Here is a 23998-nt window from a genome sequence, read left to right as displayed (position 1 = left end):
GATTACGATTAGTATAAGAGACAATCGCAGGCGGGCAACCTTTATTTGCGGTCCTTATAGATCTCGCGCATGACGTGACCGAGCTCCGGGATTATGATGCGGGTCATCGCAAGCTTGACGGCCCCGGACGAGCCCGGCATCGAGAAGACGGCCGTCTGTCCGCATACGCCGGCAGTCGCCCGGCTCAGGATCGCGGCCGGACCGATGTCTTCGGCGTAGCTCAGATAGCGGAAAATTTCGCCGAAGCCCGGCATCTCCTTGTCCAGCATGCTGCGCACCGCTTCGAAGGTCGTATCGCGTTGGGCGATGCCCGTACCGCCGTTCAGCAGGACGGCTTCGATATCCGGCCGTTCGGACGCTTCGCGCAGCAGGGCGCGGATGCCTTCGTAGTCGTCCTTGACGATCCGGTAGTCGGCGACCGTATAGCCGTTCCCGGTCAGCAGCTCGCGCATCAGCCGGCCGCTCTTGTCGGTGTCGGGCGTTCGCGTATCCGATACGGTGACGACCATGCAGCGGACGGTGGAAGGGGCTTCGCTGCGGTGCTGGTCGACCGATTTGGCTTCGGGTTGGGACATGCGATCAAACGCTCCTTTTTCTTCCCAGAATAACGCAAGGAACGTGCCGGATCAACACGTCCCTTGGTTGTGGCCGCCTCTGGGGGCGGCCAATATGTTGGATGGCCGGTTCCGGTCCGGGGATGCGCTCCCCTGCCCAGCCCGGCATACGGCGCGTTCGCCGCACCGCAAATTGCCTTACCCTTACGCCTGCGAAAGCTTTTGCTTCATCTCGTCCAGACGCCGGGCGATATGCTGATTGCACTGCTTGTACACCGGAAGGAAGTCGGCGAGCGCGGCCTTGATCTGGGCGGCGTCGCCGGATTCGACCGCTTTGGTGAATTGTTCATGGACCTGACGGAGCGATTCGCGGGCTTCGCTCCGTTCGTCCTGCAGGCTTCCTTTGCCTTCGGATTTTCCTTTTTCCTCGGGTTTGCCTTTGCCCTCGGCTTTGCCTTTCTCCCCGGTTTTGCCTTTGCTTTCGGATCGGCTTTTATCGCCCCACCATTTGCCTTTGCCCTCGGACTTGCCTTTTTCCCCGGCTTTGCCTTTCTCCTCGGGCTTGCCTTCAAATTTGCCTTCCTCCGGCTTGACGCCTTCCTTGTGCAGATCGTCGTCCGGATCGTGCAGCTTGCGCCAGCCGTCGGATTCCTTCAGCTTGCGGATCTCGGCGCGGAGACGGCTGCGTTCCGCCGCAGCTTCCTTCCAGGCGGCCGCGGATTCGGGCGAATATTTCTCGGACAGCAGCGTCAAATACATCGTCTCGTGCGCGCTGGCCGAGACGATTCCCATCGCGGAGCGGCGGTAATGGCCTTTCGGGTGTTCCGCCGACGCCGATATCCCCGCTTCGTCTTGCGGTTCGGCGGCGAAAACGGCGGAGGGGACGCTTAACGCGATTGCCAGCATGGCCGGTACGGCGGCCAACTTCCATGTGCGTCGATTCATTTTGGGACTCCTCCTCGTCAATTGGGTGTTTGGCCGTGAAAATGCCCGCAACGAGTAGGTTGCCACATATCGCCACAAATTATTGAAGCTCCCGGTAAAATAATGGCCGCGTATCGTTCCGCGCCGGGACGGTTCCGGCGCAGCGTCCGTCCGGTCCCGCAAATTCCTTGCGGCGGCGCGTGCGGCGGGCTTTCCGAGGGTTGATGTCAAGGGGGAATCCTGCTATCATAACCATAACCATAAATTGTCCAGAAAGAGGTCCAACCATGGCAAAACGCGCTTACAATTTCAACGCCGGCCCGGCTGCGCTGCCGCTGGAAGTGCTGGAGCAGGCACAAGCCGAATTCGTTGATTACAAAGGGATCGGCATGTCGATCATGGAAATATCGCACCGCAGCAAGGAATACGAGCAGATCAACGACGAGACGCAAGAGCTGCTGAAGGAATTGCTGGGTGTTCCGGCAGGCTACAAGACGTTGTTCCTGCAAGGCGGGGCAAGCACGCAATTCTCGATGATCCCGCTCAATCTGCTGACGCCGGGCCGTACGGCGGGTTATGTCGCCACGGGAAGCTGGGCCAACAAAGCGATCAAGGAAGCGAAGCTGATCGGCGAGGTGGCGATCGCCGCTTCGACGGAGGCGGACGGATACCGCCGCATGCCGAAGCCGTCGGAAATTCACGTGGACGACAATTGGGCTTACCTGCACATCACGTCGAACGAGACGATCGGCGGCGTGCAGTTCCACGAGTACCCGGATACGGGCAAGGTCCCGCTTATTGCCGACATGTCGAGCGATATTTTGTGCCGTCCGATCGATGTGTCGAAATTCTCGCTGATTTATGCCGGCGCGCAGAAAAACCTCGGCCCGTCCGGCGTGACGGTCGTGCTGGCTCGCGAGGAACTGCTGGCCGAAAGCCCGAAAAACGTCCCGACCATGCTGCGTTACGACACGCACGCGAAAGCGAATTCGCTCTACAACACGCCGCCGGCGTATTCGGTTTATATGGTCAATCTCGTGCTGAAATGGATCAAAGCAAAAGGCGGCGTTGCGGCGATCGAACAGTACAACCGCGAAAAAACCGATCTCATCTATCAGGCGATCGACAACAGCGGCGGATTTTACAAAGGGCTGGTGGACCGCGACAGCCGTTCGATCATGAACATAACGTTCGCGATCGAAGACGAGGCGCTGGAGAAGCAATTTCTGAAGGAAGCGCAAGAAGCGGGCTTCATCGGACTGAAAGGACACCGCGAAGTCGGCCATATGCGCGCCTCGACGTATAATGCCGTACCGCGCGAAAGCTGCGCCGCTCTGGCGGAATTTATGGCGGACTTTCAACGCCGCAACGGTTAACCCAAGCCGAAAAAAGCCCCGTAACGGCCCTGAGCCGTTCGGGGCTTTTCCTTATGCCGCGCGCGCCGGGCGCCGGTACTACGCCCGCGCTTCCTGCAAGTCGGAGAGGCCTTGCCGCACTTCCTCCGGCGACAAGCCTCCGGCAGATAACCGTTCCTCGTCCAACGCCGCCAACCGTTCGTAAAAGGCGCGTCCGCTCTCAATCCGCTTGGCTCGTTCGCTCTCGCTGTCGGCCCGCTCCAGCAGCTCGAACAATACATCCTCAGCTTTGGCGAACCGTCCGGTTTCTTCCAGGTACGGGAACAGCAGCTCCAGCGTGTCGGTGGGCAGGTCGATGGCGTTCAGCCGGATCAGCAGCGACTCCGCAGCGCTCGAGACTTCTTCCTGAAGCGCTTCGCCCGGATCTTGCCGATGCAGCACCAGCAACAGATACAGCGATTTCTCACGGGATCGTTCGGCCGCATCCGCGTCGCCCAATTCCTCCAAGGAATCCGCTTCCGTGTCCAGCAGCTTAGCCACACTCCACAGCTTCCCGTTGTCGGTCAATCCGTTTTGCTGCAGCAATTCAAGCAGCTCGCGCTCGGGCAGCCCGCCGATCAGCTTGCGGTTCAGGCCGAACATCCGCTTCAGCGTCTCGTCGATCAGCGTCAATGCCTCTTCATGCTTCTCCTCGTGCTGCAGGCCCAGCATCTTGCCCAGCATGCCGGTCATCTGTTCGATCAATCGTAAAATATAGTCGCGTTGGTACACACAGATCGCCCCTTCGAAAAAAAACATCCGGACATCCTAATTTTACGCCGGGAAGCCGCCGGAAGTTTCGAAGCGGGCGAATCGGGCACGGAACGCCGCCTCGGCGGTCAGGCCAGACCTTTGTTGGCGGACGGGTCGACAAGCTTATAGCCGACGTTGCGGACCGTGACGATCAACTCCGGCTGCTTCGCGTTGCGTTCGATCTTGTCGCGCAGGTGGCTGATGTGCACGTCGACGATTCGCGTATCTCCGAGGAAATGGTAATCCCAGACGCCGTGCAGCAACTGCTGGCGGCTCAGCACCCGTCCGCGGTGACGGCACAGGAACAGCAGCAATTCGAATTCCTTGGGCGTCAGATCGACCGGCTTATCGTCCAGGAGCGCCTCCCGTTGGTCGGGACGGATATGCAGGGAGCCGATCCGGATCGGTGCTTGCTCCTGCATGCCGGGCATCATCCGAAGCCGCCGCATGATCGCCTGAATGCGGGAGATCAGTTCCTGCGGGCTGAACGGCTTCGTCATATAATCGTCGGCGCCGTTGTCGAGGCCGGCGATCTTGTCGGACAAATCCTGCAGCGCGGTGAGCATGATGATCGGAACCTGATTGCCTTCGCCGCGAAGCTTGCGGCATATCTGAATGCCGTCCGTACCGGGCAGCATCAGATCGAGCACAATAAGATCCGGCCGGAACGTGTGGATCGCGTCGAATACCGACGTGCCGTCGTATACGCAGTTGACCTCATAACCGACCAGCTTCAGGTTAAATTCGATCAATTTCGAAATGGAAGGCTCGTCGTCGACCACCAGAATTTTTTTCTTCGTTGTCGTCATGGGGATCACGTTCCTTTCGAATTTCATTATGGAAGGAGTAGATCAGGACGATATTAAGAAAGCGTAAACCCGATGTAAAATTCCGTTGGCGGCGGCCGGGGATCGTGTATAATAGGAGATTGTGGAAGGAGAGCGAGTCATCATGGCTTTTCATATCGTGCTGGTGGAGCCGGAGATCCCGGCCAACACGGGCAATATCTCGCGAACGTGCGCGGCGACGGGCACATGGCTGCACCTGGTCAAGCCGCTGGGCTTTTCCATCGCCGACCGGGAACTGAAGAGGGCGGGGCTCGACTACTGGCCGTCCGTCAAGCTGGAGGTGCACGAGAGCTTCGACGAGGTGCTGGAGCGGTATGCGGGCTCGCGTTTTTATTACGCGTCGACCAAAGCCAAACGTACGTACGCGAACGTCCAATTCCGCGACGGCGACTTTCTTGTGTTCGGCAAGGAAACGAAGGGACTGCCGGAGGAGTTGATTCGCCGGAACGAGGAGACGGCGATCCGCATTCCGATCGGCGATGCGGTAAGGTCGCTGAATTTGTCCAACGCGGCGGCCATCGTGCTGTACGAAGCGCTTCGGCAAACCGGGTTCGAGGGGCTGAACTGAACCGTCAGGGAAGAAAAATCGCTTTTCTTCCCGGTTTAGCAGGAAAAACGCCACCCGGCAGCGAATTGGTGGTGGAGCCGACAACGTCGGCGAACGTGAAGTGAGGTGAAGTTGGATGAGGCCGGCTGGCGTCGTCCGTAAAGTCGACCAACTGGGTCGGATTGTATTGCCCAAATCGCTTCGCAAGAGATACCGCATGAATGAAGGGGACCCGGTCGAGATTTTGGTCCAGGGGGACAACATTCTTCTGGAACGCTATCGCCCGAAGTGCATCTTCTGCAGTTCGACGGAGCACATCTCGGAATACCGGGAAAAGTACATTTGCCGTTCCTGCATGGGCGAACTGGTTCAGTACATACGCCTGTAGCGGGACAAGCGGCAGCGGCCGCAAAAGCAAAAGCGCCCGGATGCTCGATGGCGAGCGTCCGGGCGCTTTGCTTGCTGCAGGCGGTTATCAGCCGATCACAGACCTGCGGTTTTGTCGTCGTTATAGGCAGCGGTGCAGATGGCGACAAGGAACATCGCGAATACCAGCATAATCAACCAGAAGGCCGATCCTTGAACGATATCCATTCCCGCTTTGAACGCGTTCAGCATGCGTAACACCCCCAAGTATCTTGAGTATAGTATATCCTAGAGCGCCCAAAATGAAAAATGGCGAAAATGTGAACGAGACCGGGATAATCAATTATTTGTAAAACAAAAAGTGGGTCGGCAGCGCACGCATGCGGCCGTCGGACGGACTGTTGATCAACTGTCCGTCGAATACGAGCGTCGAGGAACCGCCGCCGTCGAGGTTGTAGGCGTCCCGGATTCTCATGCGAAGCATCAGATCCTGCAGTTCGGCAAGCGTCGCTCCGGAGCTGCCGTTTTCGTTGCGTCCGTCCGTGACGATAAACAAAAGCTGTCCGTTCGAGAACGATCCGACGACGGTTCTCGGAGCCCTCGCGGGGCTGTTCTGCCATTTGGCGGGAATCGGCTGCTTCTCGCCGCCTTTGAGCAGCACGGGCACGAAGCTTGCGCCGAATTTCGGATTCAGGGCTTGGATTTCTTGGTTCGATGAATAACGGGTGCCGACCAGCCTGTTGTTCATGTCCAGTCCGACGAAGACCAGCTCGTCCCCGGCGGTCGGGTCGGCGTCATACACGAATTTGCCGTTATAGACGGTGGCGCTGAGCGGATACCTTCTGCCGCGGGAATCGTCGGCGAAGCCCCCCGCGTTGATGCCGGCGACGGCGCCGTACCGCTTGACGGCCGACAGCGTCGTCTCGCTCCCGGGCACTTTGTCCTGGCCGAGCACCATCTTCATCGCGTCCCCGGTTTTCAGTCGCACCTTCATCGCGTAGCCGGAGTAAGCGGGTTGGCTGAACGGATACAGCTTCAAGTCGATATTCGGTCCGGACACATGCTTGCGCGCGCGGCCGATCACCGAAGAGATGCGGTTCTCGAAGATCAGTTCCGGCCGCTGCTTGGCCGCGGTCGCCGTCTGGACCATGGCGTTGGCCGTTTTGCCGCTCTGTTCGTACAATTGATAAAACCGTTCAAGGAGTCCGCCGGTTTCTCCGGCTTGCTGGGCGGCCGAATCGAAGGACGAGGCGAGCGCGGCCGACTTGGCCGCCCGGTCGGCGTCGAGCTCGGCGGTCGGCTTGATCCCGTCCAGACTCGGCATCGTCAAGGACCAGCCCGCTATCAGCAGCCAGGCGAGCATGCCCAGGAACGGCGCGGTTCCGAGCAGCATCATTCGATTAAACATGCGCAGCGTCATTTCAGCACATCCAGATTGCTTTTTAATTCGTCGAGCTGCTTGCGGACTTCCTCCAGTTGCGTATAGAGCTGGTTGCTGTTGTCCGTCTTGTCGCTCATGCTGTCCTTCGCAAACGCAAGAAGCTCGTTCAGCTTGTCCACCTTGGTTTGGAGGGCGGCCAGCTCCTGGGAGGTGGCGGTCTGCAATTCATTGAAACGGCTGTCGTATTGGGCTTTCATCTCGTTGATCTGCGATTGCGTCTGGGCGGACAATTCCGCAGCAGTCTTGGCCCGGAGATGGTCCGTGTAGAGCATGGTCCCTCCCGCGCCAAGGCCGATGAGCAGGAACCAGCCGATTGAAAACAGCACATATGCCCGTTTCCCCGGGCCGACTGAGCGACTTGTCCGTTTAGGCGCCGTCGAACGACTTGCGGCTTCAAGCGGCATGGACATGTCGAATTTCCTCCTCATTCCCTATTTTCCAGCCTCGACAAAAGTCGGCAGCTTCTATTGTACCGATTTCCGGGCCGGACGGCAACGCTATCGGACGGTGCCGAGAGCGATTTGCCGGGGTCAAGAGCAATTCCAAGTGCGCCTCCGCCGCGTTTCCGGTCGTGCGATTCGGTTCCGATCGTGCTATGATGATATCGATTGGGCATAGAAGGAAACCGAAAATTCGACAACACGGGACTGAAACGGAGCTGGTAATTGATGTGGCCCAGAAGAGCGGCGTTGCCGCCGGAGAAGAGGCTGTCGGCCGAAGCCGTCACCTCTTTGATCGTGCACTTTTTTTTCATCCTCGGTTCGAATATGGCGGGGCTGTTTCTCAACCTGTATTTATGGCGGCTGACCGAAAGCTTGTGGGTGAACGGGTTGTACAACATCATCGCGTATTCGTTGACCCCGTTCGCGTTTGCGCTGGGCGGTTGGGTCTCCAAAAAGATGGACCGCGTGATCGCTCTGCGGATCGGCGTCGCGCTGACGGCGCTGTTTTATCTGCTCGTCATTATCGTCCGCGAATCGGTGGTGGACTGGTATCCGTTGTTCGCCGTCTTTGCCGCTTTGGCCAGTTCCTTCTACTGGTCCGCCTATTTGACGATTATGTACGACGTCTCGACGGAGCAGAACCGCATCCGGTATATGGGGTTCAATATGATAGCGTTTACGGCGGCCGGACTCGTCGGACCGATGCTGGCGGGATGGATCATCGCCTGGAACGAAGGGCTCCGCGGATATATCATCGTGTTTTCTTTCGCGTTTGTCATGTATTTGCTGACCACCGTCGCCAGCCTGCGGATTCGGGCCGTCCAGACCCATCATCACGCGTATTACCTGAAATTCGCAGGGTTGCTGCTCCGCAAGCAAAAGCTGTGGCGCGGAAGCTTGATGGCTTTTCTGACGTTGGGCACGTTGCAGGGCATTATGCTGTTTTTGCCCAACATCTTATTATATAAAGCGCTTCCCGACGAACAATGGATCGGGTACGTCGGAGCGATCTGCTCGCTCGTGTCGATCGGAGTCAGTCTGGGAATGACGAGAGCTGCCCGGGAACGGCACGCCCGGCTATATCTGGTGATCGGGGCGGCAGGCTTCTCCGCGGCGGCGCTGCTGCTGACGCTCGGGGTCGATCTGTTCACCGTCGTCATGTTCATGCTGCTGCATGCGCTGATCAATCCGCTGTACAGCAACACGTTAAATTCCTATTATTATCGGTTGGTCGCGCAGTTGCCGCTGAAGGGACAATTGGCGATCGAGGCGGTTGTGATCCGGGAGACGTTCCTTAACATCGGCCGCGTCGTCTCGATCTTCGCTCTGGTTGCGATCGCGGACGGCCCGGATTCGGTCTGGCTGCCGTGGGTGATCGTCGCGGCTTCGCTGGCGCAGTTTACGATGGCGATCTGGATCGATCGCAACGGAGGGATAAGCGGGCAGCCGGACGACGCTGGACACTCTGCAACATAAAATATGAAACAAAATGGTTTACAATTCCGGTCTCACCCCTTATAATCCTATTTAAATACTCGGATTAATAGTGCGGGGGACCAGTCAACATGGACTTCGGAATCAGCACAATGGGGCTGCTGGTTGGCTTGCTCGTCGGATTGACCGGCGTAGGCGGAGCCGCTTTGCTTACGCCGGTCCTGTTATTTATGGGCATTCATCCTTCCATCGCCGTCGGAACGGACTTGTTGTACAATTCCGTGACCAAGTTGTTCGGGACGATCCAGCACACCAGACTAAAGACGGTGAATTGGAAGCTTGTCGGCTATTTCGCGATGGGCAGCATTCCGGGGGCGGTTGTGGCGATCGGTTTGCTGAAGGTTTACAGCGTGTATTTCGATCAACAGGAACAACTGTTGAAGCAGGCGTTAGGCGTCATGCTCGTTATCGTATCCGTGGTCACGCTGCTGAAGGTTTGGCTGGACCGCCGCTTCAGCCAGAAGGAACCGGCCGAGCATGACTCCGGGAACAATGAGAAACGGGGACTGACGATTGCGGTGGGCTTCGCGCTCGGTTTCGTGGTCGGCCTGACCTCGATTGGTTCGGGCTCGCTGTTCGCCATTGCGCTGATTTATTTGTTCAAACTGAAGGGCTCGCAGGTGGTCGGCACGGACATCGCCCACGCCTTTTTCCTGGTGACGGCGGCGGGCTTGCTGCATGCGGGACTCGGCCATGTGGATTTTATGCTGGCGCTTAATCTGCTGATGGGTTCCGTACCGGGCGTCCTGATCGGCAGCAACTTGTCGGCGCGGATGCCGACCGGGGCGCTAAGGGCGATTATGGCGTCGATTATTTTCATTAGCGGGATCAACTTATTATAAGCGTCTCCATAAATAAAAGCCGTTCGTTCGACCCGGCCGGTCGAACAAACGGCTTTTCCTGTATGGCTGGCAGCCGCCGGGTTACAGCTTGAAGCGGTTGACGGCTTCGCGCAGGCCGCTCGACATGGCGCGCAGCTCCGCTGCCGCTTGCGACATGCGCCGAATCGCTTCCGACTGGCGGCCGGAAGCCGCCGCCACTTCCCGGGCATGGCCGGCCGACTGGCGGGAAAGCTCCGCAAGCTCCTGCAGCGAAGCCGATACTTGCTCGCTCCCCGCCGACATCTGCTCGGCGACGGCGGACACGTCGGCAAGCTGCTCCGCCACCGTATCGATCGAATCGGAGAGCGCATGGAACGACTCTTCCAATTGCGAAGAAGCCGTCTGCATGGCGTCCACCTCAAGCGCGCCGCGGTTCATCGCCCGGATGGCGGCCGCGGTCTCGGCCTGGATCGATTCGATCAGACTGGAGATCCGCTCCGTCGATCGCCAGGATTGCTCGGCAAGGTTGCGGATCTCCGCGGAGACGACGGAGTAGCCTTTGCCGTGCTCGCCTGCGTGCGAAGCTTCGATGGACGCGTTCAGCGCCAGAATGTTCGTCCGGTTCGACACCGCCGCAATCGCCGCTGTCATCTCGCCGATCTCCTCGGACAGCTTGCCGAGTCGTTCGATGCTGCCGGCCACTTGGTCGGTCGCTCCCCGCACAAGAGCGAGCTGAAGAGCTCATCGTCAAGCACATAAGGGGCGGCCGGTTTTTCCGTTTCATACAGATCGGCGTTCGACAGAAGGTTCAGGAGCGCCTTCTCCCCGTCCACATCCAGCCATTCCGGGTAGAACAGGTACGCGTTCTCGACGTTCTCGATGCTTGCATAGCGGTCCATCTCATATTGCAGATTGATGATGTCCGGATCTTTTTTGTAGGCGTCCGGGTCCTTTTTTAATTCCGACTTGGCTTTTTCGATCCGTTCGATTTCCGACGCGAGAGGGAAGTGGAACATTTTTTCCTTCTCCGTCAGGTTGCCGCAGATCAGCGCTTTCTGCTGGCTGTAGGATATGTACGCCATTAGCGATCCGAGAAGGATGAAGCACAAGGCCGCTATTCCCGACACTTTGAACGCGATGGATTTGAAATAGGGCACGTTTCGCCGGGCGGCCGCCGGCGCCGGGTTAGCTGTCGATCTCATCCGGGGAGGGCACCTCCAAAAATTGGACAAATCCAAAAAAGAAAAAAATCGTGTTCATTATACACGATTTCTGTCGAAAGGGGGGAGTGTTTGGAACGAACGGCCCGTGCCGTCCGGACCGTTCATCCGCGGGTCACGCCCTCGTATTGGGGCAACTCGCCGGCTCCCCGCTCGGACAGCCGGTATACGCCGCGTTCGACGCGCTCGAACCAGCCGTAATAGTTGTCCTGCAGGATCGCCGCCGCCTTGCCGAGCGCCAGGCGCTCCCGGATCTCCCGGGGGCGAAGCGGGCCTTCCGCCGACAGCAGCCTGGCGATGGCGATGGCCTGCTCGCGGTACGCTGTGACCAGCCGGCGCCGGGCGCTTCCGCCGATGTTGTAATCGCCGCTACGCTCGCGGAATTCATGAAGCAGCCGCTTGACGGCGCGTCCGCGCGCGCCGCCTCCTTCATCGGGCTCTCCCGCATCGACCAGCCGCTCGACGAACGGCTTCCGGGTTTTATAGAAGGTGACCGTGAGCAAGCCGAGTCCCAGCTTCCGGCAGAGACGTCCGGCGTCGGACCAGCGCTTGCCGGCTCCCCGGCGGGCTTCCCGGGGCTTCTCCACGGCCAGATAGACGTAAGGCGACAGCTTCTGGCGGTCCATGCCTTGATAGACAAGCGGCAGCGTAAACGAACGCTTCAGCTCGACAATCACGGGCAAGGCGCCCTCCGCCTCCGGACGAACCGCGACGAGATCGCAGTGATTCACTTCGCTTTTGACTTCGTAGCCGAGCGCCTCCCAATACCGTTTGATGGGCTCGTACAATTCGGTTTCCGCCGCTACGGCCATGTTTCCCGCTCCTTCCCCGCAATTTGTCGGAACCGCGGGTTCATTATATCATGGACGGCCGAATCCCGGCCGTTTTTTTCGTTCGGCGGGACGGCGCTGTCCCAACGGGCACGTGCCCGGAGAATGCCGCGAACAAGCGGAGCCGAGCTCGCGGGAATGCGGCCGCTCCCCGCCGGACAAGTTTTGACGAGAGCCGTTTTGCCGCGCGGAAACGGCTTTTTTCGCCTTCTTTTGCGCAAGGCTTCCTCTAAAAATTCGGTAAACTTATCCCCCCCCTCTGCATAGGTATGTATTACTCAGGGAAGCGGCCCATCGACCCGGCCTCGAAGGAGTGGGTCCGTTTCCGGCAACGAAGATACGCATGGGTCAACCTGGCGGATGGCAGGCGGTAGCTACTGAAAAGGAGGTTGCCATGGACATTTTCAAGAGGATATCGGATCACCAGGCCGAGCAGAACCGTCTGGCGTGGACAGGTAGCTTTGCGGATTATGTGGAGCTGGTGAGGAGAAATCCCCAAATTGCCCGCACGGCGCACGCCCGCGTCTACGATATGATCGTATGGCATGGGGTAGAGGAGGTGAACGGCCGGAAAATTTATAAATTTTTCGACCGTGAGCTGTTCGGCCTCGACCGGACGATCGACAAGCTCGTAGAGGAGTACTTCCACTCGGCGGCGATGAGGCTCGATGTGAAGAAACGGATTCTGCTGCTCATGGGACCGGTCAGCGGCGGCAAATCGACGCTCGTCACGATGCTGAAGAAGGGGCTGGAGCGTTATTCCCGAACGGACGAAGGCGCCGTCTATGCGATCAAGGGCTGCCCCATGCACGAGGAGCCGCTTCATCTGATTCCGCACGAGCTGCGTCCCGAGATCGAAGCCGAGCTGGGGGTCAAGATCGAAGGCAACCTGTGCCCGTCCTGCCAACTGCGGGTCAAGGAGGAGTACTTCGGCCGGATCGAGGACGTGTTGGTGGAGCGCATCTTTTTCTCCGAGGAAGAGCGGGTCGGCATCGGCACGTTCAGCCCTTCGGACCCGAAGTCGCAGGATATTGCGGATTTGACCGGAAGCATCGACTTCAGCACCATCACGGAGTACGGTTCGGAGTCCGATCCCCGCGCTTACCGGTTCGACGGAGAGCTGAACAAAGCGAATCGCGGCATTATGGAATTCCAGGAGATGCTGAAGTGCGACGAGAAGTTTTTGTGGAACCTGCTTTCGCTGACGCAGGAGGGCAACTTCAAGGCCGGCCGCTTCGCGCTGATCTCGGCCGACGAATTAATCGTCGCGCATACGAACGAATCGGAGTACAAGTCGTTTATCGCCAACAAAAAAAATGAAGCGCTGCAGTCCCGGATGATCGTGATGCCCGTGCCTTACAATTTGAAGGTGTCCGAGGAGGAGAAAATATACGCCAAGCTCATCAAGCAGAGCGACATGCAGCACATCCATATCGCTCCGCATACGATGCGCGCGTCGGCGATCTTCTCCATCCTGACGAGGCTGAAAGAAACGAAGAAGCAAGGCATGGACCTGCTGAAAAAAATGAAACTGTACGACGGCGAAGCCGTCGAAGGGTTCAAGGAAGCGGATCTCAAAGAGATGCAGAGCGAATACCTCGAAGAAGGCATGACCGGCATCGATCCGCGTTACGTCATCAACCGCATATCCAGCGCCCTCGTCCGGCAGGATCTCCAGTGCATCAACGCGCTTGACGTGCTTCGCGCGTTGAAGGACGGCATGGAGCAGCATCCGTCGATCACGAAGGAAGAACGCGAAAAATACTTAAACTTCATCGCCATCGCGCGCAAAGAATACGACGAACTGGCGAAAAAAGAAATCCAGAAGGCGTTTGTCTACTCCTATGAGGAATCGGCCAAAACGCTGTTCGAAAACTACCTCGACAACATCGAGGCGTATTGCAACTGGATGAAAATCCGCGACCCGCTTACCGGCGAGGAGATGGACCCCGACGAGCGGCTGATGCGCTCGATCGAGGAGCAGATCGGCATCTCCGAGAACGCGAAAAAAGCGTTCCGGGAAGAAATCCTGATCCGGATGTCGACCTATTCGCGCAAGGGCAAGCGGTTCGATTATTCCAGCCACGAACGTCTGCGCGAAGCGATCGAGCGCAAGCTGTTCGCGGATCTCAAGGATATCGTGAAAATCACGACCTCGACGAAAACGCCGGACGAAAACCAGTTGAAGAAAATCAACGAGGTGACGAAGCGGCTGATCGACGAGCATGGATACTGCCCGGTATGCAGCAACGAGCTGCTGCGGTACGTCGGAAGCTTGTTGAACCGGTAAGCGGCGCGGGAACGCGGCCGGCGAGTCGCGTTTGAACGCGCTTGGCGGGAAAGGCGGGGCGGCAGGATCAAAGCCCGGAGCGAAGGCTCCGGGTTTTTTGGCGTATGAGGGCTTGGCTGGGTCGGCAGCGGGGAACCGGCATCGACCGGCCGATAACAACGGGCTTTCCAATTTGGGATTAAAGAAACGCGGCTACTCGCGTCTTGAGCGAGCCGATAAATGAAGACGTTGTCCCGTGCAGTCGGCCATGGGTTGCAAATTTTCTTTAAAAAGTGAAGTGAATTGTAAAGTTACTCCGGTCAAATGAAAATTTATATATCGTTATAATCGAGGATAGATCATGTTAAACGCTTACAATTTAAATGCGAGGGGGAATGTATCGGATGAAAACAAGATGGATAAGGTGGATGTCCATGATGCTCGCCATGACGCTACTGTTGCCATCGGGCTTGTTCTCACCAACTACGAAAGCTGAGGCCAAACCGATCCCGGTTCTGCTGTATCATCGTGTGGTCGACAATCCGACCAATGAGTGGACAGATATCAGTACCAAGAAGTTTGAAGAGACGATGAAGTATTTGCATGACCATGGTTTTACGACGCTGACAGCCGAGCAGTATGTCGACATCATGGAAGGGAATGCCGCTCCTGCGGATATTCCTGAGAAACCCATCTTGCTTACCTTTGACGACGCAACCCCTGATTTTATCACGACCACCGTTCCGATTCTCGAGAAGTACAATATGAATGCCGTTCAATTTGTTGTGACCGGATGGATTGGCGGAGGTTACAGCATCACCGAAGAAGCGCTTCGGGAATTGGCAGAGAATCATCCGAATATCAGCCTTCAAAATCACTCCGTGCATCATGCCGAAAACCAATGGAACGCCATGACGAAGGAGGAAGCTTCAGCCGAAATAGCCCAAGCTAATAGCTATATTAAGGCGATAACCGGACGAGATCCCGTCCTCTTCGCTTACCCGTACGGTCATCATCATGCCGCTACCCAAGCAGCTATGGCCGAGAACGGCATCAAATACGCCTTTAAAGTAGGAACCCCCGATCAAGGCCCGTATGCACGGGCTCGACATTATGTGAAGATGGAGACCACGCTCGAACAGATTGCGTCCTGGCTGGGCGGACCCGCTCCAGAAACTTCGGGGGAAGAACCTCAAGAAACGCTCGTCTACCACGAGACGTTTGCAGACGGTCTGGGCGTAGCGACCCAAGCGGGAAATGCGCAAGTGTCGCCTGTAACGGGCAAGACCTTCAATGGCAATGAAGACGGCGCCGCCGTGCAGATTACGGGCAGAACCAACAACTGGGATGGCGTGGATATTCCGTTTCTTCGTGTCGGCATGGAAGCAGGCAAAACCTATACCATTACGGTAACAGGTTATCTCGATCCTGATGTGAACGTGCCAGCTGGCGCAAAAGCCTTGCTGCAAAATGTGGATACCTATCAGGGACTGTATGCGGAGACTGTCATGCAAGCGGGACAATCCTTTCAATTAAAAGGAAGTTATACCGTAAAATCAGAGGATCGCGCCCTCCGTATTCAATCCAACGAGCAAGGCAAGGAAGTACCGTTCTACGTCGGCGATATTCTCATTACTACGACGGCCAGCGCCGGCGAGGAGGAGCCGGGAGAAGAACAGCCGCCCGCCAAGCCGTTTGTTCCGGTTACCTTCGAAGACGGCCAGCCTGGAGGATTCCAAGCCCGCGGCGGCGTTGAAACGTTAACCGTAACAGACGAAGCCAATCACACCGAAGGCGGCGCATACGCCTTAAAGGTTGAAAACCGCGCGGCGACTTGGCACGGGCCCTCCCTGCGCGTGGAGCCATACGTGGACAAAGGCAAGGAGTACAAAGTTTCCGCCTGGGTCAAGCTGATTTCGCCAGCCTCGGCGCAGCTTCAGTTGTCAACGCAGATTGGAAACGGCGACGGCGCCAGTTACAACAATCTGCAAAACAAAACGGTCAGCGTCGAGGACGGGTGGGTGATGCTGGAGGGCACCTACCGCTATAACAGTCTCGGCAACGAGTACTTGACGATTTACGTGGAAAGCCCGAACAGTTCCGCAGCCTCCTTCTACCTGGACGATGTTCGCTTCGAGCCGACCGATTCAGGCAGCATCGACATCGAACGGAATTTAACGCCGCTGAAAGACGTCTATAAGGACGACTTCCTGATTGGCAATGCGGTCTCGCTCAGCGAGATGGAAGGAACTCGCCTGGATCTGCTTAAGATGCATCATAATCTGGTCACCGCCGAAAACGCGATGAAACCGGGATATGCCTACGACGACGAAGGAAATTTCGACTTCACGGCCGAGGATGAGCTGGTCGGCAAAGCGCGGGAACACGGTTTCAAGATTCACGGGCATGTGCTGGTATGGCATCAACAGTCGCGCGAGGCGCTTCATACCGATGCGAACGGCACCCCGCTGCCGCGCGACGAAGCGCTGGCCAACCTGAAGAAGCATGTCCAAACCGTGGTCGGGCATTTCCAGGATCAGGTGATCTCCTGGGATGTCGTTAATGAAGCGATGGCCGACAACCCGCCGAATCCGTCCGACTGGAAATCTTCCCTGCGCCCATCGGGCTGGCTGAGAGCGATCGGCCCCGATTATATTGAATACGCGTTCCGTTTCGCCAAGGAAGTGATCCAGGCGAACGGCTGGGACATCAAGCTCTACTACAATGATTACAATGACGACAATCAGAGGAAAGCGGAAGCCATCTATCAGATGGTGAAAGACATCAACGAACGGTACGCGGCCGAAACCGGCGGCGAGCGGTTGATCGACGGCATCGGCATGCAGGCGCATTACAACCTGAACACCAATCCGGAAAATGTAAGGCTTTCCATGGAGAAATTCATCTCCCTTGGAGTGGAGATTGGCGTCACCGAGCTCGATATTACGGCCGGCAGCGACCATGTGCTGACGGAGGAGCAAGCCCAGAAACAAGCCTATTTGTACGCCCGGTTGTTCAAGCTCTACAAGGAGAAAGCCGAACACATTTCCCGGGTCACACTGTGGGGATTAAACGATGCGACCAGTTGGCGTGCTGCGCAAAACCCGCTGCTGTTCGACCGAAACCTGAAAGCCAAACCCGCCTATTACGCGGTTATCAATCCGGAGAAGTACATCGAGGAGTATGACGGCGGCGAACGGGTCGAGGCTAACCGCGGCCAGGCGGTATGGGGCACGCCGAAAATCGACGGCGAGATTGATCCGGTGTGGAGCACAGCGCCCATCCTGCCCGTCAACCGTTACCAAATGGCTTGGCAAGGTGCTAATGGCTTCGCCAAAGCGCTATGGGACAACTCACATTTATATGTATTATTCCACGTAAACGATTCACGGCTCGACAAATCGAATGCAAACGCTTGGGAGCAGGATTCCATCGAAGTTTTCGTCGATGAGAACAACGACAAGGTCACCTATTATCAGGACGATGACGGCCAATACCGGGTCAACTTCGATAATGAAACCTCGTTTAATCCAAACGGCATTGCGGCAGGCTTTGAGTCCGCCACTTCCGTATCCGGGACGGGTTACATCGTAGAAGTAAAAATTCCGTTCCGAACGATAACTCCAACGACACAGATGGAAATCGGCTTTGACGCGCAAATCAACGACGCACAGAATAGCGCTCGCCAAAGCGTAGCCACCTGGAATGATCTGACGGGCCGCGGCTTCGAGGATCCTTCCGTGTTCGGAGTATTGACTTTGATTGACAAGCCTGACGATTCGGGAAACAACCCGAATGAGAATCCCGGGACGGGCATGAATCCGCCCGATATTCGCGAGGGCAGCGGTCCCATCGTCCCGGTAACAACGAATACCAACGGTCAAGTAGTCGGCACGGTGACAATCGAGCAATTGAACCGCGCAATCGCAAACGCCGCCGACGCAAACGGGAAGAAACCAATTGTTATTGAACTGGCCAAGCAGGCAAATGCCACTTCTTATGAAGTGCAGTTGCCGGCGGCAGGGCTGCGAGGACAAGATGAAGTCAACCTGTCCGTCAAAACCGAATTGGCGACCCTTACGATACCCGGCCGATCGCTGATGGATGCAGCAAGCAGCGCGGAGCATATTGCCATACGCATAGCCCCGGCTTCCACTCAGCCGCTGGACGCAGCGGCCAGGGCGAATGCGGGCAACCGTCCGGCCATAAGCGTTCATTTGCTGGCTGATGGCGCGTCTGTTGCCAGCTTGGGCGGCAATCATGCAGCGACCGTGTCCATTCCCTATACACCAGGCGCCGCGGAACGGCTTCGTCCTGACTATATCGTGGTGTGGCGCTTGGACGACCATGGCAACGTCACGGCCATACCGAACGGACGCTATGACGAAGCGGCAGGATCGGTCGTATTTGCAACCCGCGAGTCCGGCAGCTTCGCGGTCGCCTATGTGGTTCATGCCTTTGATGATATCGCAAGCCTGAACTGGGCGAAGCAGGCGATTAACGCCATGACGGCGCGCGATTTGCTAAAGAGCGAAGCAGAGAACCGCTTTGCTCCGCAAGCGCCCGTCCATCGTGCGGAAGCGATCGCCCTGCTCGTACGGACGCTTGATCTGAACGCGGACACAGACCGCATCTCCATGTTCGGCGACGTTGCGGCCGATGCCGATTACTACGAGGAACTCGCCGTTGCGAAAGCGCTGGGCATCGTTTCCGGCTTTGACGGCAATATCTTCAGGCCCGACAGCCCGATTACCCGTCAGGATATGATGGTATTGACGGCACGCGCTTTGGCGGCTGCGGGCGCGAAGCCGAACGAAGCCGGGGCGCTATCGCTGGACAGCTTCTCCGACGCGGGCGACGTCTCGCCTTATGCGAGAACCGAAGTGGAGGCCCTGGTACAAGGCGGCATCATCAACGGTTATCAGGGATATCTCGCTCCGCAACAATCGCTCACTCGAGCCGAAGCTGCCGTGATTTTGTACCGGATCTGGAAGTGGTAATACGGGAAGTCATAGCCACCGCAACACGAGGGTGTCCCAAAAGTCATCACAGATGACGGAGGGACGACCCTCTTTTTCATATTGTCGCGCGCCTAGCCAAGCTAGTCGCTATCGTTGCCTTTAACATGCTGCGTTTTTCTACCGAGGACTCAGGTGATCCCCTTTTGCCAGATTCCGCAACATATTTATTTATTTTTTAAAGTACGACCTTTATTTTACGGGGTAAACAACAAACAGCCTGACCGTTATAATGAAAGTGCTTACAAAACAAATGGAAGGGAGTTTTGGTCAAGGTGACGAACAAAAAGGGGTTTGCCTCGACACTGGCACTGATATTGATGCTGGCATCGGTCGCGGCCGCTTGTTCCGACAACAAGCAAGAACCGGTACCCTCTTCTCAAGCGGAAAACAGTCCAAGTGAGCAGCCGCTCGACAAAGTGACGTTCCGAATCTTTAACGGGGTGGCGGGCGAAAAAGATGTCAATACCAATGAAACCAGGATCGGGAAGATTCTGGAGGAGCAGACAGGTGTCAACTTCAAGATTGAACATTTGGTGGGCGATCTGAACGCGAAAGTCGGAACGATGGTAGCCGCTAACGAATATCCGGATGTGATAATTCCCGACGCGGCGATTAACCAACTGCTGAACGCAGGTGCTTTTATTGACCTCAATCCACTGATTGAAAAGTACGGGCCGAACATCAAACGGGTCTTCCAACCATATTACAATCGGATGAAAGCCAAGGACGGCGGAATTTATTTTCTTCCTTTCTCCACAGTAGTCAACAAATACATTCCTGATCCGAACATCAATCAAGGCGGTTTCTGGGTGCAACGGCGGGTACTGGAGTGGGCTGGTTATCCGAAGATTCGTAAAGTCGATGAATATTTCAAGCTGATTGAAGATTTTATCAAGGCTCATCCGAATGAGAAATTGACTGGTTTCGTCGCGTTGACGCACGATTGGCGTTTCTTTGCAACCACCAATGTGCCAAACCATCTGGCCGGTTATCCGAACGACGGTGAAGTGATGGTTGATATGCAGACGCACGAAGCGAAGATTTATGCCGGAACCGAATATGAAAAGCGATGGTTTAAAATGCTGAACGAGATCAACAACAAGGGGTTGTTCGACAAATCTTCATTTGTCGACAACTACGATCAATATATCGCCAAGCTGACATCTCACAAGGTGCTTGGATTCTTCGATTACGGTTGGCAGATCGGTTCAGCCCAGAACGTGCTGAGTGACGCGGCGAAAGCCGATCCGTCCCAGGACGGCTACCGGTACTTCGCGTTGCCGGTTACGTTTCACGGGGGGAAAGATCAGTACCTTGATCCGCCCGGATTCGTCAACAACCGCGGGTTTGGCATTACAGTCAGCGCCAAAGATCCTGTCCGTATCATTAAATTTATCGACAACCTCCTGAAGGAGGAAAACCAAATTCTCGTCAAATGGGGCGTCGAGGGAGAGACGTATCTGAAAGACGAAAAAGGCCGGATGTATCGTACGCAAGAAATGATCGACAAAATGGACAAAAAATTCAACGAAGATTATGGGTTCTCCGTATTCGACTGGGATTGGCCGCATTTCGGCACGAACTCGACGCTGTCCAACGGTAATGCCGCATCTCCCGGACTGCAGCCTGAAGTATTCCAACTCAGCCTCACTGAACCGGACAAAAAGATTTTGTCGGCATACGGGGTGAAGACATACTCGGAATTGTTTACGCCGCCGGACGAGCGCCCCTGGTTTCCGGCATGGGGAATCCAGAAGGAGCAAGGTTCGCCGCAACAAATTTTCGAAGCGAAAAAGACCGAAATTCAGCGCAAATATATTCCGGAACTGGTGCTCTCGACCCCGGATAAATTCGAAAATGTGTGGACTCGGTATACGACGGAATTAAACAAACTTGACATTGCGGGTTACGAGAAATGGTATACCGAAAGAATCAAGGAGATCGTGGCGAAAGTGAAAGGGCAATAAATCTCCAGGTGAAACGAAAGGCCGGTCCTACCGCGCCCCGCGCAGACCGGCTTTTCGCTTATGAACCGGCATCGCGATTCCCGTATTGGCATTTTCGGTACCGCTAAGGAGAGGAAGGAACCATGGAGAGAAATGTCGCGTACACGGAACCGTCGGCAACCGTCCAACCTTCGAGATGGAAACGATTTTTCCGGTTGCTTGTTCAACAGCGGGCGCTTGTCGTGATGTCCGTGCCGTTTGTCATTTGGCTGTTTATTTTTAAATATTTGCCGCTCTGGGGATGGACCATTGCTTTTCAGGACTTTAAACCTGCCCGCGGTTTCTTTGATCAGCAATGGGTGGGATTTAAACATTTCCAATTTTTGTTTGGAGATGAGCGGTTTTTACGTGTTCTTCGCAATACGCTGGTCATGAGCGCGATTAACCTGGTATTGGGTTTTACAACGGCGATCACGCTTGCTTTGATGTTGAACGAAGTGCGTCAAATCGTATTTAAACGCGTGGTGCAAACGATCAGCTATCTGCCCCATTTTATCTCGTGGGTAGTGGCGGCCGGAATCATTCAGAGTGTGCTGTCGACGGACGGCATCGTCAACGATTTGCTTATGTGGCTGGGTGTGATTGATGACGAGGTTTTATTTTTGGGCGTCGGGCATTGGTTCTGGGGTATTTTTGGCGCCAGCGTCGTATGGAAAGATTTGGGGTGGAACACCATTGTGTATCTCGCCGCGATGACGATGATTGATCCGGCCCAATATGAAGCGGCCGAGATGGACGGAGCGGGACGCTTCAAGCGAATGTGGCATATTACCTTGCCCGGCATCCGGCCGGTAATCGTCGTTCTGCTGATTATGAACATTGGTTATTTGCTGGATTCGGGTTTTGAGCCGCAATATTTGTTGGGGAACGGCATGAACATCGATTATTCGGAGAACCTTGATATATTTGTCCTCAAGTACGGCATCAACATGGGTAATTTCTCGTTGTCCGTGGCGGCCAGCATGTTCAAGACAGTGGTTAGCTTTATCCTGCTGTTCGCCGCCAACCATATCGCGAAGCGCCTTGGCCAAGCCAGGTTGTACTGAGAAGGAGGGTCGCCATATGGCAGAGTTGACGGCCAAGAGACGCAGAAAGCGGCACATCCGCCTGTCGTTCGGGGATCGGGTATTCGAGACGGTGAATATAACATTGATGGTGTTGCTGATGGTCGTGACGTTGTATCCGTTTATAAACACGCTGGCCATTTCCCTTAACGATGCGAGCGATTCGATCAAAGGCGGCATCTACTTGTGGCCGAGGCAGTGGACGTTGGACAACTATCGCTTTGTGTTTGAGGAAGCGACCATTTTCCACGCCACTTTGGTTTCGATTCTGCGGACGGTGGTTGGCACCGTACTGACGGTGATGTGTTCGGCTATGGTGGCCTATACGATCAGCAGACCGGAGTACGTGCTGCGCAAGTTTGTGACGGTTGCCTTCATTTTGACAATGTATGTCAACGGCGGCCTGATTCCGACCTTTTTGCTGATGCGCGATCTTGGATTGGTCGGAAGCTTCTGGGTGTACATCTTTCCCGGACTGGTGGGCGTATTCAATTTGATTATCATCCGTTCGTTTATCGAAGGTCTGCCGGACAACATTCTGGAATCCGCCAAAATTGACGGCGCCGGCGATTACCGGACCTTCTTCAGCATCGTGTTGCCGCTGAGCACGCCCGTCTTGGCCACGGTGGCTCTGTTCACGGGCGTCTATCAATGGAACTCGTGGTTCGACGTGTTTTTGTATAATTCTTCTTATGAGAAGTTAAGCACCCTGCAATACGAGTTGCAGAAAATTTTGCAGAACTCCAACGCCTCGCAAACGGCGCCGGACTTTACCGCAGCCGGAAATACAGGCACAAGCCAGGTGACGCCTTTTTCCATTCGGGCGACGATGACGATCGTGGCTTCCGTGCCGATCATGTTGGTGTACCCGTTCCTGCAAAAATATTTTGTCAAAGGCATGATCGTAGGTGGCGTGAAGGAATAACCGCCATCACGATGCCTAGGGAGGTTTGGGGATGAAACAAGCCGCAAGTTCCGCTGTCCAGCCGCTTCATGAAGCATTCTCCGATGATTTCCTGGTCGGGGCCGCGGTCAACCCGCGTACGCTCGTCGGCTCGGCCGATCTGTTGACTCTGCATTTCAATTGCATAACATCGGAAAACGAGATGAAATTCGAGCGCATCCATCCGCAAGAGCAGACGTACATGTTCGAAGAGGCCGACTTGCTGGTTCAATTTGCGCGGGAACATGGCCTGAAGATGAGGGGACATACGCTTGTATGGCACAACCAGACGCCGGACTGGCTTTTTGAGCGGCCGGGAGGCGGTCTGGCGGACAAATGGACGTTGTACGCCCGATTAAAGGAACATATCGATACGGTGGTTGGCCGATACAAAAACGACGTTTTCTGCTGGGACGTCGTAAACGAAGCAGTAGCGGACGAAGGTGCGGAACTGCTTCGAGATTCCAAATGGCTGCGTATCGCCGGTGACGAATTTATTGCCAAAGCGTTCGAATTCGCGCACGAGGCCGCCCCCGGCGCGCTGCTGTTCTACAATGATTACAATGAAAGTCATCCGGTCAAACGCGAGAAGATCGTGACGCTGGTGAAGTCCCTGCAAGCGCGTGGCGTCCCGATCCACGGCATCGGCCTCCAGGCGCATTGGCAACTGCGGAGTCCGTCTCTCGACGACATCCGGGCCGCTATCGAGCGTTACGCTTCGCTGGGCCTGAAGCTGCATGTGACCGAACTGGATCTCTCCGTATTTGAGTGGGACGACCGGCGAACCGATCTCCGATCGCCGACGGCGGAAATGGCGGAATTGCAGGAGCAGCGGTACGAGCAGATTTTCCGCCTGTTCCGGGAATACCGCGAAGTCATCGAATGCGTGACGTTCTGGGGAATCGCGGACGATTACACCTGGCTGGATCACTTCCCGGTACGCGGACGGAAAAACTGGCCTTTCCTGTTCGACGAGCACCATCAGCCGAAACCGGCGTTTTGGAAAGTCGTAAACGGGATTGAAACGGGAAAGCGGGAATGACGCTGCTCCCGCCGTCAT

Annotated in this window: 21 protein-coding genes; 11 read left to right on the top strand and 10 right to left on the bottom strand. The window is 56.2% G+C overall.

What is annotated here, in order from left to right:
* Positions 1-41: 41 nt before the first annotated feature.
* A complete protein-coding gene (locus FE781_RS09880) occupies positions 42-575 on the bottom strand; it encodes a MogA/MoaB family molybdenum cofactor biosynthesis protein (protein WP_138789461.1) in 534 nt (177 codons plus the stop codon).
* Between the two features lie 183 nt (positions 576-758).
* A complete protein-coding gene (locus FE781_RS09875; RefSeq protein WP_138789460.1) occupies positions 759-1499 on the bottom strand; it encodes a hypothetical protein in 741 nt (246 codons plus the stop codon).
* Positions 1500-1765: 266 nt separating this feature from the next.
* On the opposite strand from FE781_RS09875, the gene serC reads away from it, so the two are divergent.
* Positions 1766-2854 carry a 3-phosphoserine/phosphohydroxythreonine transaminase gene (gene serC / locus FE781_RS09870; RefSeq protein WP_138789459.1) on the top strand — a complete coding sequence of 363 codons (1089 nt, stop codon included), beginning with the start codon at positions 1766-1768 and terminating at the stop codon, positions 2852-2854.
* Between the two features lie 78 nt (positions 2855-2932).
* Here the strand turns inward: serC and FE781_RS09865 are convergent, their stop codons facing one another.
* Together FE781_RS09865 and FE781_RS09860 are read right to left on the bottom strand one after the other, a co-directional pair.
* A complete protein-coding gene (locus tag FE781_RS09865; RefSeq protein WP_138789458.1) occupies positions 2933-3604 on the bottom strand; it encodes a DUF6483 family protein in 672 nt (223 codons plus the stop codon).
* A 107-nt stretch (positions 3605-3711) separates the two neighbouring features.
* Positions 3712-4434, bottom strand: a complete 723-nt coding sequence (locus tag FE781_RS09860; protein ID WP_138789457.1) for a response regulator transcription factor — start codon at positions 4432-4434, stop codon at positions 3712-3714.
* 142 nt (positions 4435-4576) lie between these two features.
* Between FE781_RS09860 and trmL the strand changes: the two genes are divergently transcribed.
* Together trmL and FE781_RS09850 are read left to right on the top strand one after the other, a co-directional pair.
* Positions 4577-5041 carry a tRNA (uridine(34)/cytosine(34)/5-carboxymethylaminomethyluridine(34)-2'-O)-methyltransferase TrmL gene (gene trmL, locus FE781_RS09855; RefSeq protein WP_138789456.1) on the top strand — a complete coding sequence of 155 codons (465 nt, stop codon included), beginning with the start codon at positions 4577-4579 and terminating at the stop codon, positions 5039-5041.
* Between the two features lie 115 nt (positions 5042-5156).
* Entirely contained in the window at positions 5157-5408 is a 252-nt protein-coding gene (locus FE781_RS09850; protein ID WP_138789455.1) for an AbrB/MazE/SpoVT family DNA-binding domain-containing protein, read from the top strand.
* Positions 5409-5503: 95 nt separating this feature from the next.
* Here FE781_RS09850 and FE781_RS17995 read toward each other — a convergent pair whose 3' ends face one another.
* The 3 genes from FE781_RS17995 to FE781_RS09840 form a co-directional block, all read right to left on the bottom strand.
* Positions 5504-5638: a hypothetical protein gene (locus FE781_RS17995; protein WP_281281890.1), complete on the bottom strand. Its 135-nt coding sequence runs from the start codon at positions 5636-5638 to the stop codon at positions 5504-5506.
* Between the two features lie 91 nt (positions 5639-5729).
* Positions 5730-6806 carry a phosphodiester glycosidase family protein gene (locus FE781_RS09845; protein ID WP_138789454.1) on the bottom strand — a complete coding sequence of 359 codons (1077 nt, stop codon included), beginning with the start codon at positions 6804-6806 and terminating at the stop codon, positions 5730-5732.
* Positions 6803-7153, bottom strand: a complete 351-nt coding sequence (locus FE781_RS09840; protein ID WP_138789453.1) for a coiled-coil domain-containing protein — start codon at positions 7151-7153, stop codon at positions 6803-6805. Before FE781_RS09840 ends, FE781_RS09845 begins: the two co-directional genes overlap by 4 nt.
* Before the next feature lie 342 nt (positions 7154-7495).
* Between FE781_RS09840 and FE781_RS09835 the strand changes: the two genes are divergently transcribed.
* Together FE781_RS09835 and FE781_RS09830 are read left to right on the top strand one after the other, a co-directional pair.
* Complete coding sequence (locus tag FE781_RS09835) at positions 7496-8746, top strand: MFS transporter (RefSeq protein ID WP_138789452.1); 1251 nt, start codon at positions 7496-7498, stop codon at positions 8744-8746.
* A gap of 89 nt (positions 8747-8835) precedes the next feature.
* Positions 8836-9606: a sulfite exporter TauE/SafE family protein gene (locus FE781_RS09830; protein ID WP_170209501.1), complete on the top strand. Its 771-nt coding sequence runs from the start codon at positions 8836-8838 to the stop codon at positions 9604-9606.
* Positions 9607-9687: 81 nt separating this feature from the next.
* On the opposite strand, the gene FE781_RS09825 is transcribed toward FE781_RS09830, so the two are convergent.
* The 3 genes from FE781_RS09825 to FE781_RS09815 form a co-directional block, all read right to left on the bottom strand.
* On the bottom strand, positions 9688-10287 hold the full coding sequence (locus FE781_RS09825; RefSeq protein ID WP_170209500.1) for a methyl-accepting chemotaxis protein: 600 nt from the start codon (positions 10285-10287) through the stop codon (positions 9688-9690).
* Positions 10233-10787, bottom strand: a complete 555-nt coding sequence (locus FE781_RS09820; protein ID WP_138789450.1) for a hypothetical protein — start codon at positions 10785-10787, stop codon at positions 10233-10235. The genes FE781_RS09825 and FE781_RS09820 overlap by 55 nt, the downstream gene beginning before the upstream one ends.
* 122 nt (positions 10788-10909) lie before the next feature.
* Complete coding sequence (locus tag FE781_RS09815) at positions 10910-11617, bottom strand: DUF2161 family putative PD-(D/E)XK-type phosphodiesterase (RefSeq protein WP_138789449.1); 708 nt, start codon at positions 11615-11617, stop codon at positions 10910-10912.
* 412 nt (positions 11618-12029) lie between these two features.
* Between FE781_RS09815 and FE781_RS09810 the strand changes: the two genes are divergently transcribed.
* The 6 genes from FE781_RS09810 to FE781_RS09785 all read left to right on the top strand — a co-directional run bounded on the left by FE781_RS09810 (position 12030) and on the right by FE781_RS09785 (position 23980).
* Entirely contained in the window at positions 12030-13925 is a 1896-nt protein-coding gene (locus tag FE781_RS09810) for a PrkA family serine protein kinase (protein ID WP_138789448.1), read from the top strand.
* A 383-nt stretch (positions 13926-14308) separates the two neighbouring features.
* The gene (locus tag FE781_RS09805) at positions 14309-18904 is read left to right on the top strand and encodes an endo-1,4-beta-xylanase (protein ID WP_138789447.1); all 4596 of its coding nucleotides are present in this window, start codon (positions 14309-14311) and stop codon (positions 18902-18904) included.
* A gap of 338 nt (positions 18905-19242) precedes the next feature.
* A complete protein-coding gene (locus FE781_RS09800; protein WP_379252098.1) occupies positions 19243-20892 on the top strand; it encodes an extracellular solute-binding protein in 1650 nt (549 codons plus the stop codon).
* 122 nt (positions 20893-21014) lie between these two features.
* Positions 21015-21977, top strand: a complete 963-nt coding sequence (locus FE781_RS09795; RefSeq protein ID WP_138789445.1) for an ABC transporter permease — start codon at positions 21015-21017, stop codon at positions 21975-21977.
* Positions 21978-21993: 16 nt separating this feature from the next.
* Complete coding sequence (locus FE781_RS09790) at positions 21994-22920, top strand: carbohydrate ABC transporter permease (RefSeq protein WP_138789444.1); 927 nt, start codon at positions 21994-21996, stop codon at positions 22918-22920.
* 31 nt (positions 22921-22951) lie between these two features.
* Positions 22952-23980: an endo-1,4-beta-xylanase gene (locus tag FE781_RS09785; protein WP_138789443.1), complete on the top strand. Its 1029-nt coding sequence runs from the start codon at positions 22952-22954 to the stop codon at positions 23978-23980.
* Positions 23981-23998: the final 18 nt, after the last annotated feature.

It is taken from the genome of Paenibacillus thermoaerophilus, assembly GCF_005938195.1.
In the GTDB taxonomy this organism is placed as follows: domain Bacteria; phylum Bacillota; class Bacilli; order Paenibacillales; family Reconciliibacillaceae; genus Paenibacillus_W; species Paenibacillus_W thermoaerophilus.
The sequence above is the reverse complement of the archived record's forward strand: the minus strand, read 5'-3'. Positions and strand labels throughout refer to the sequence as shown.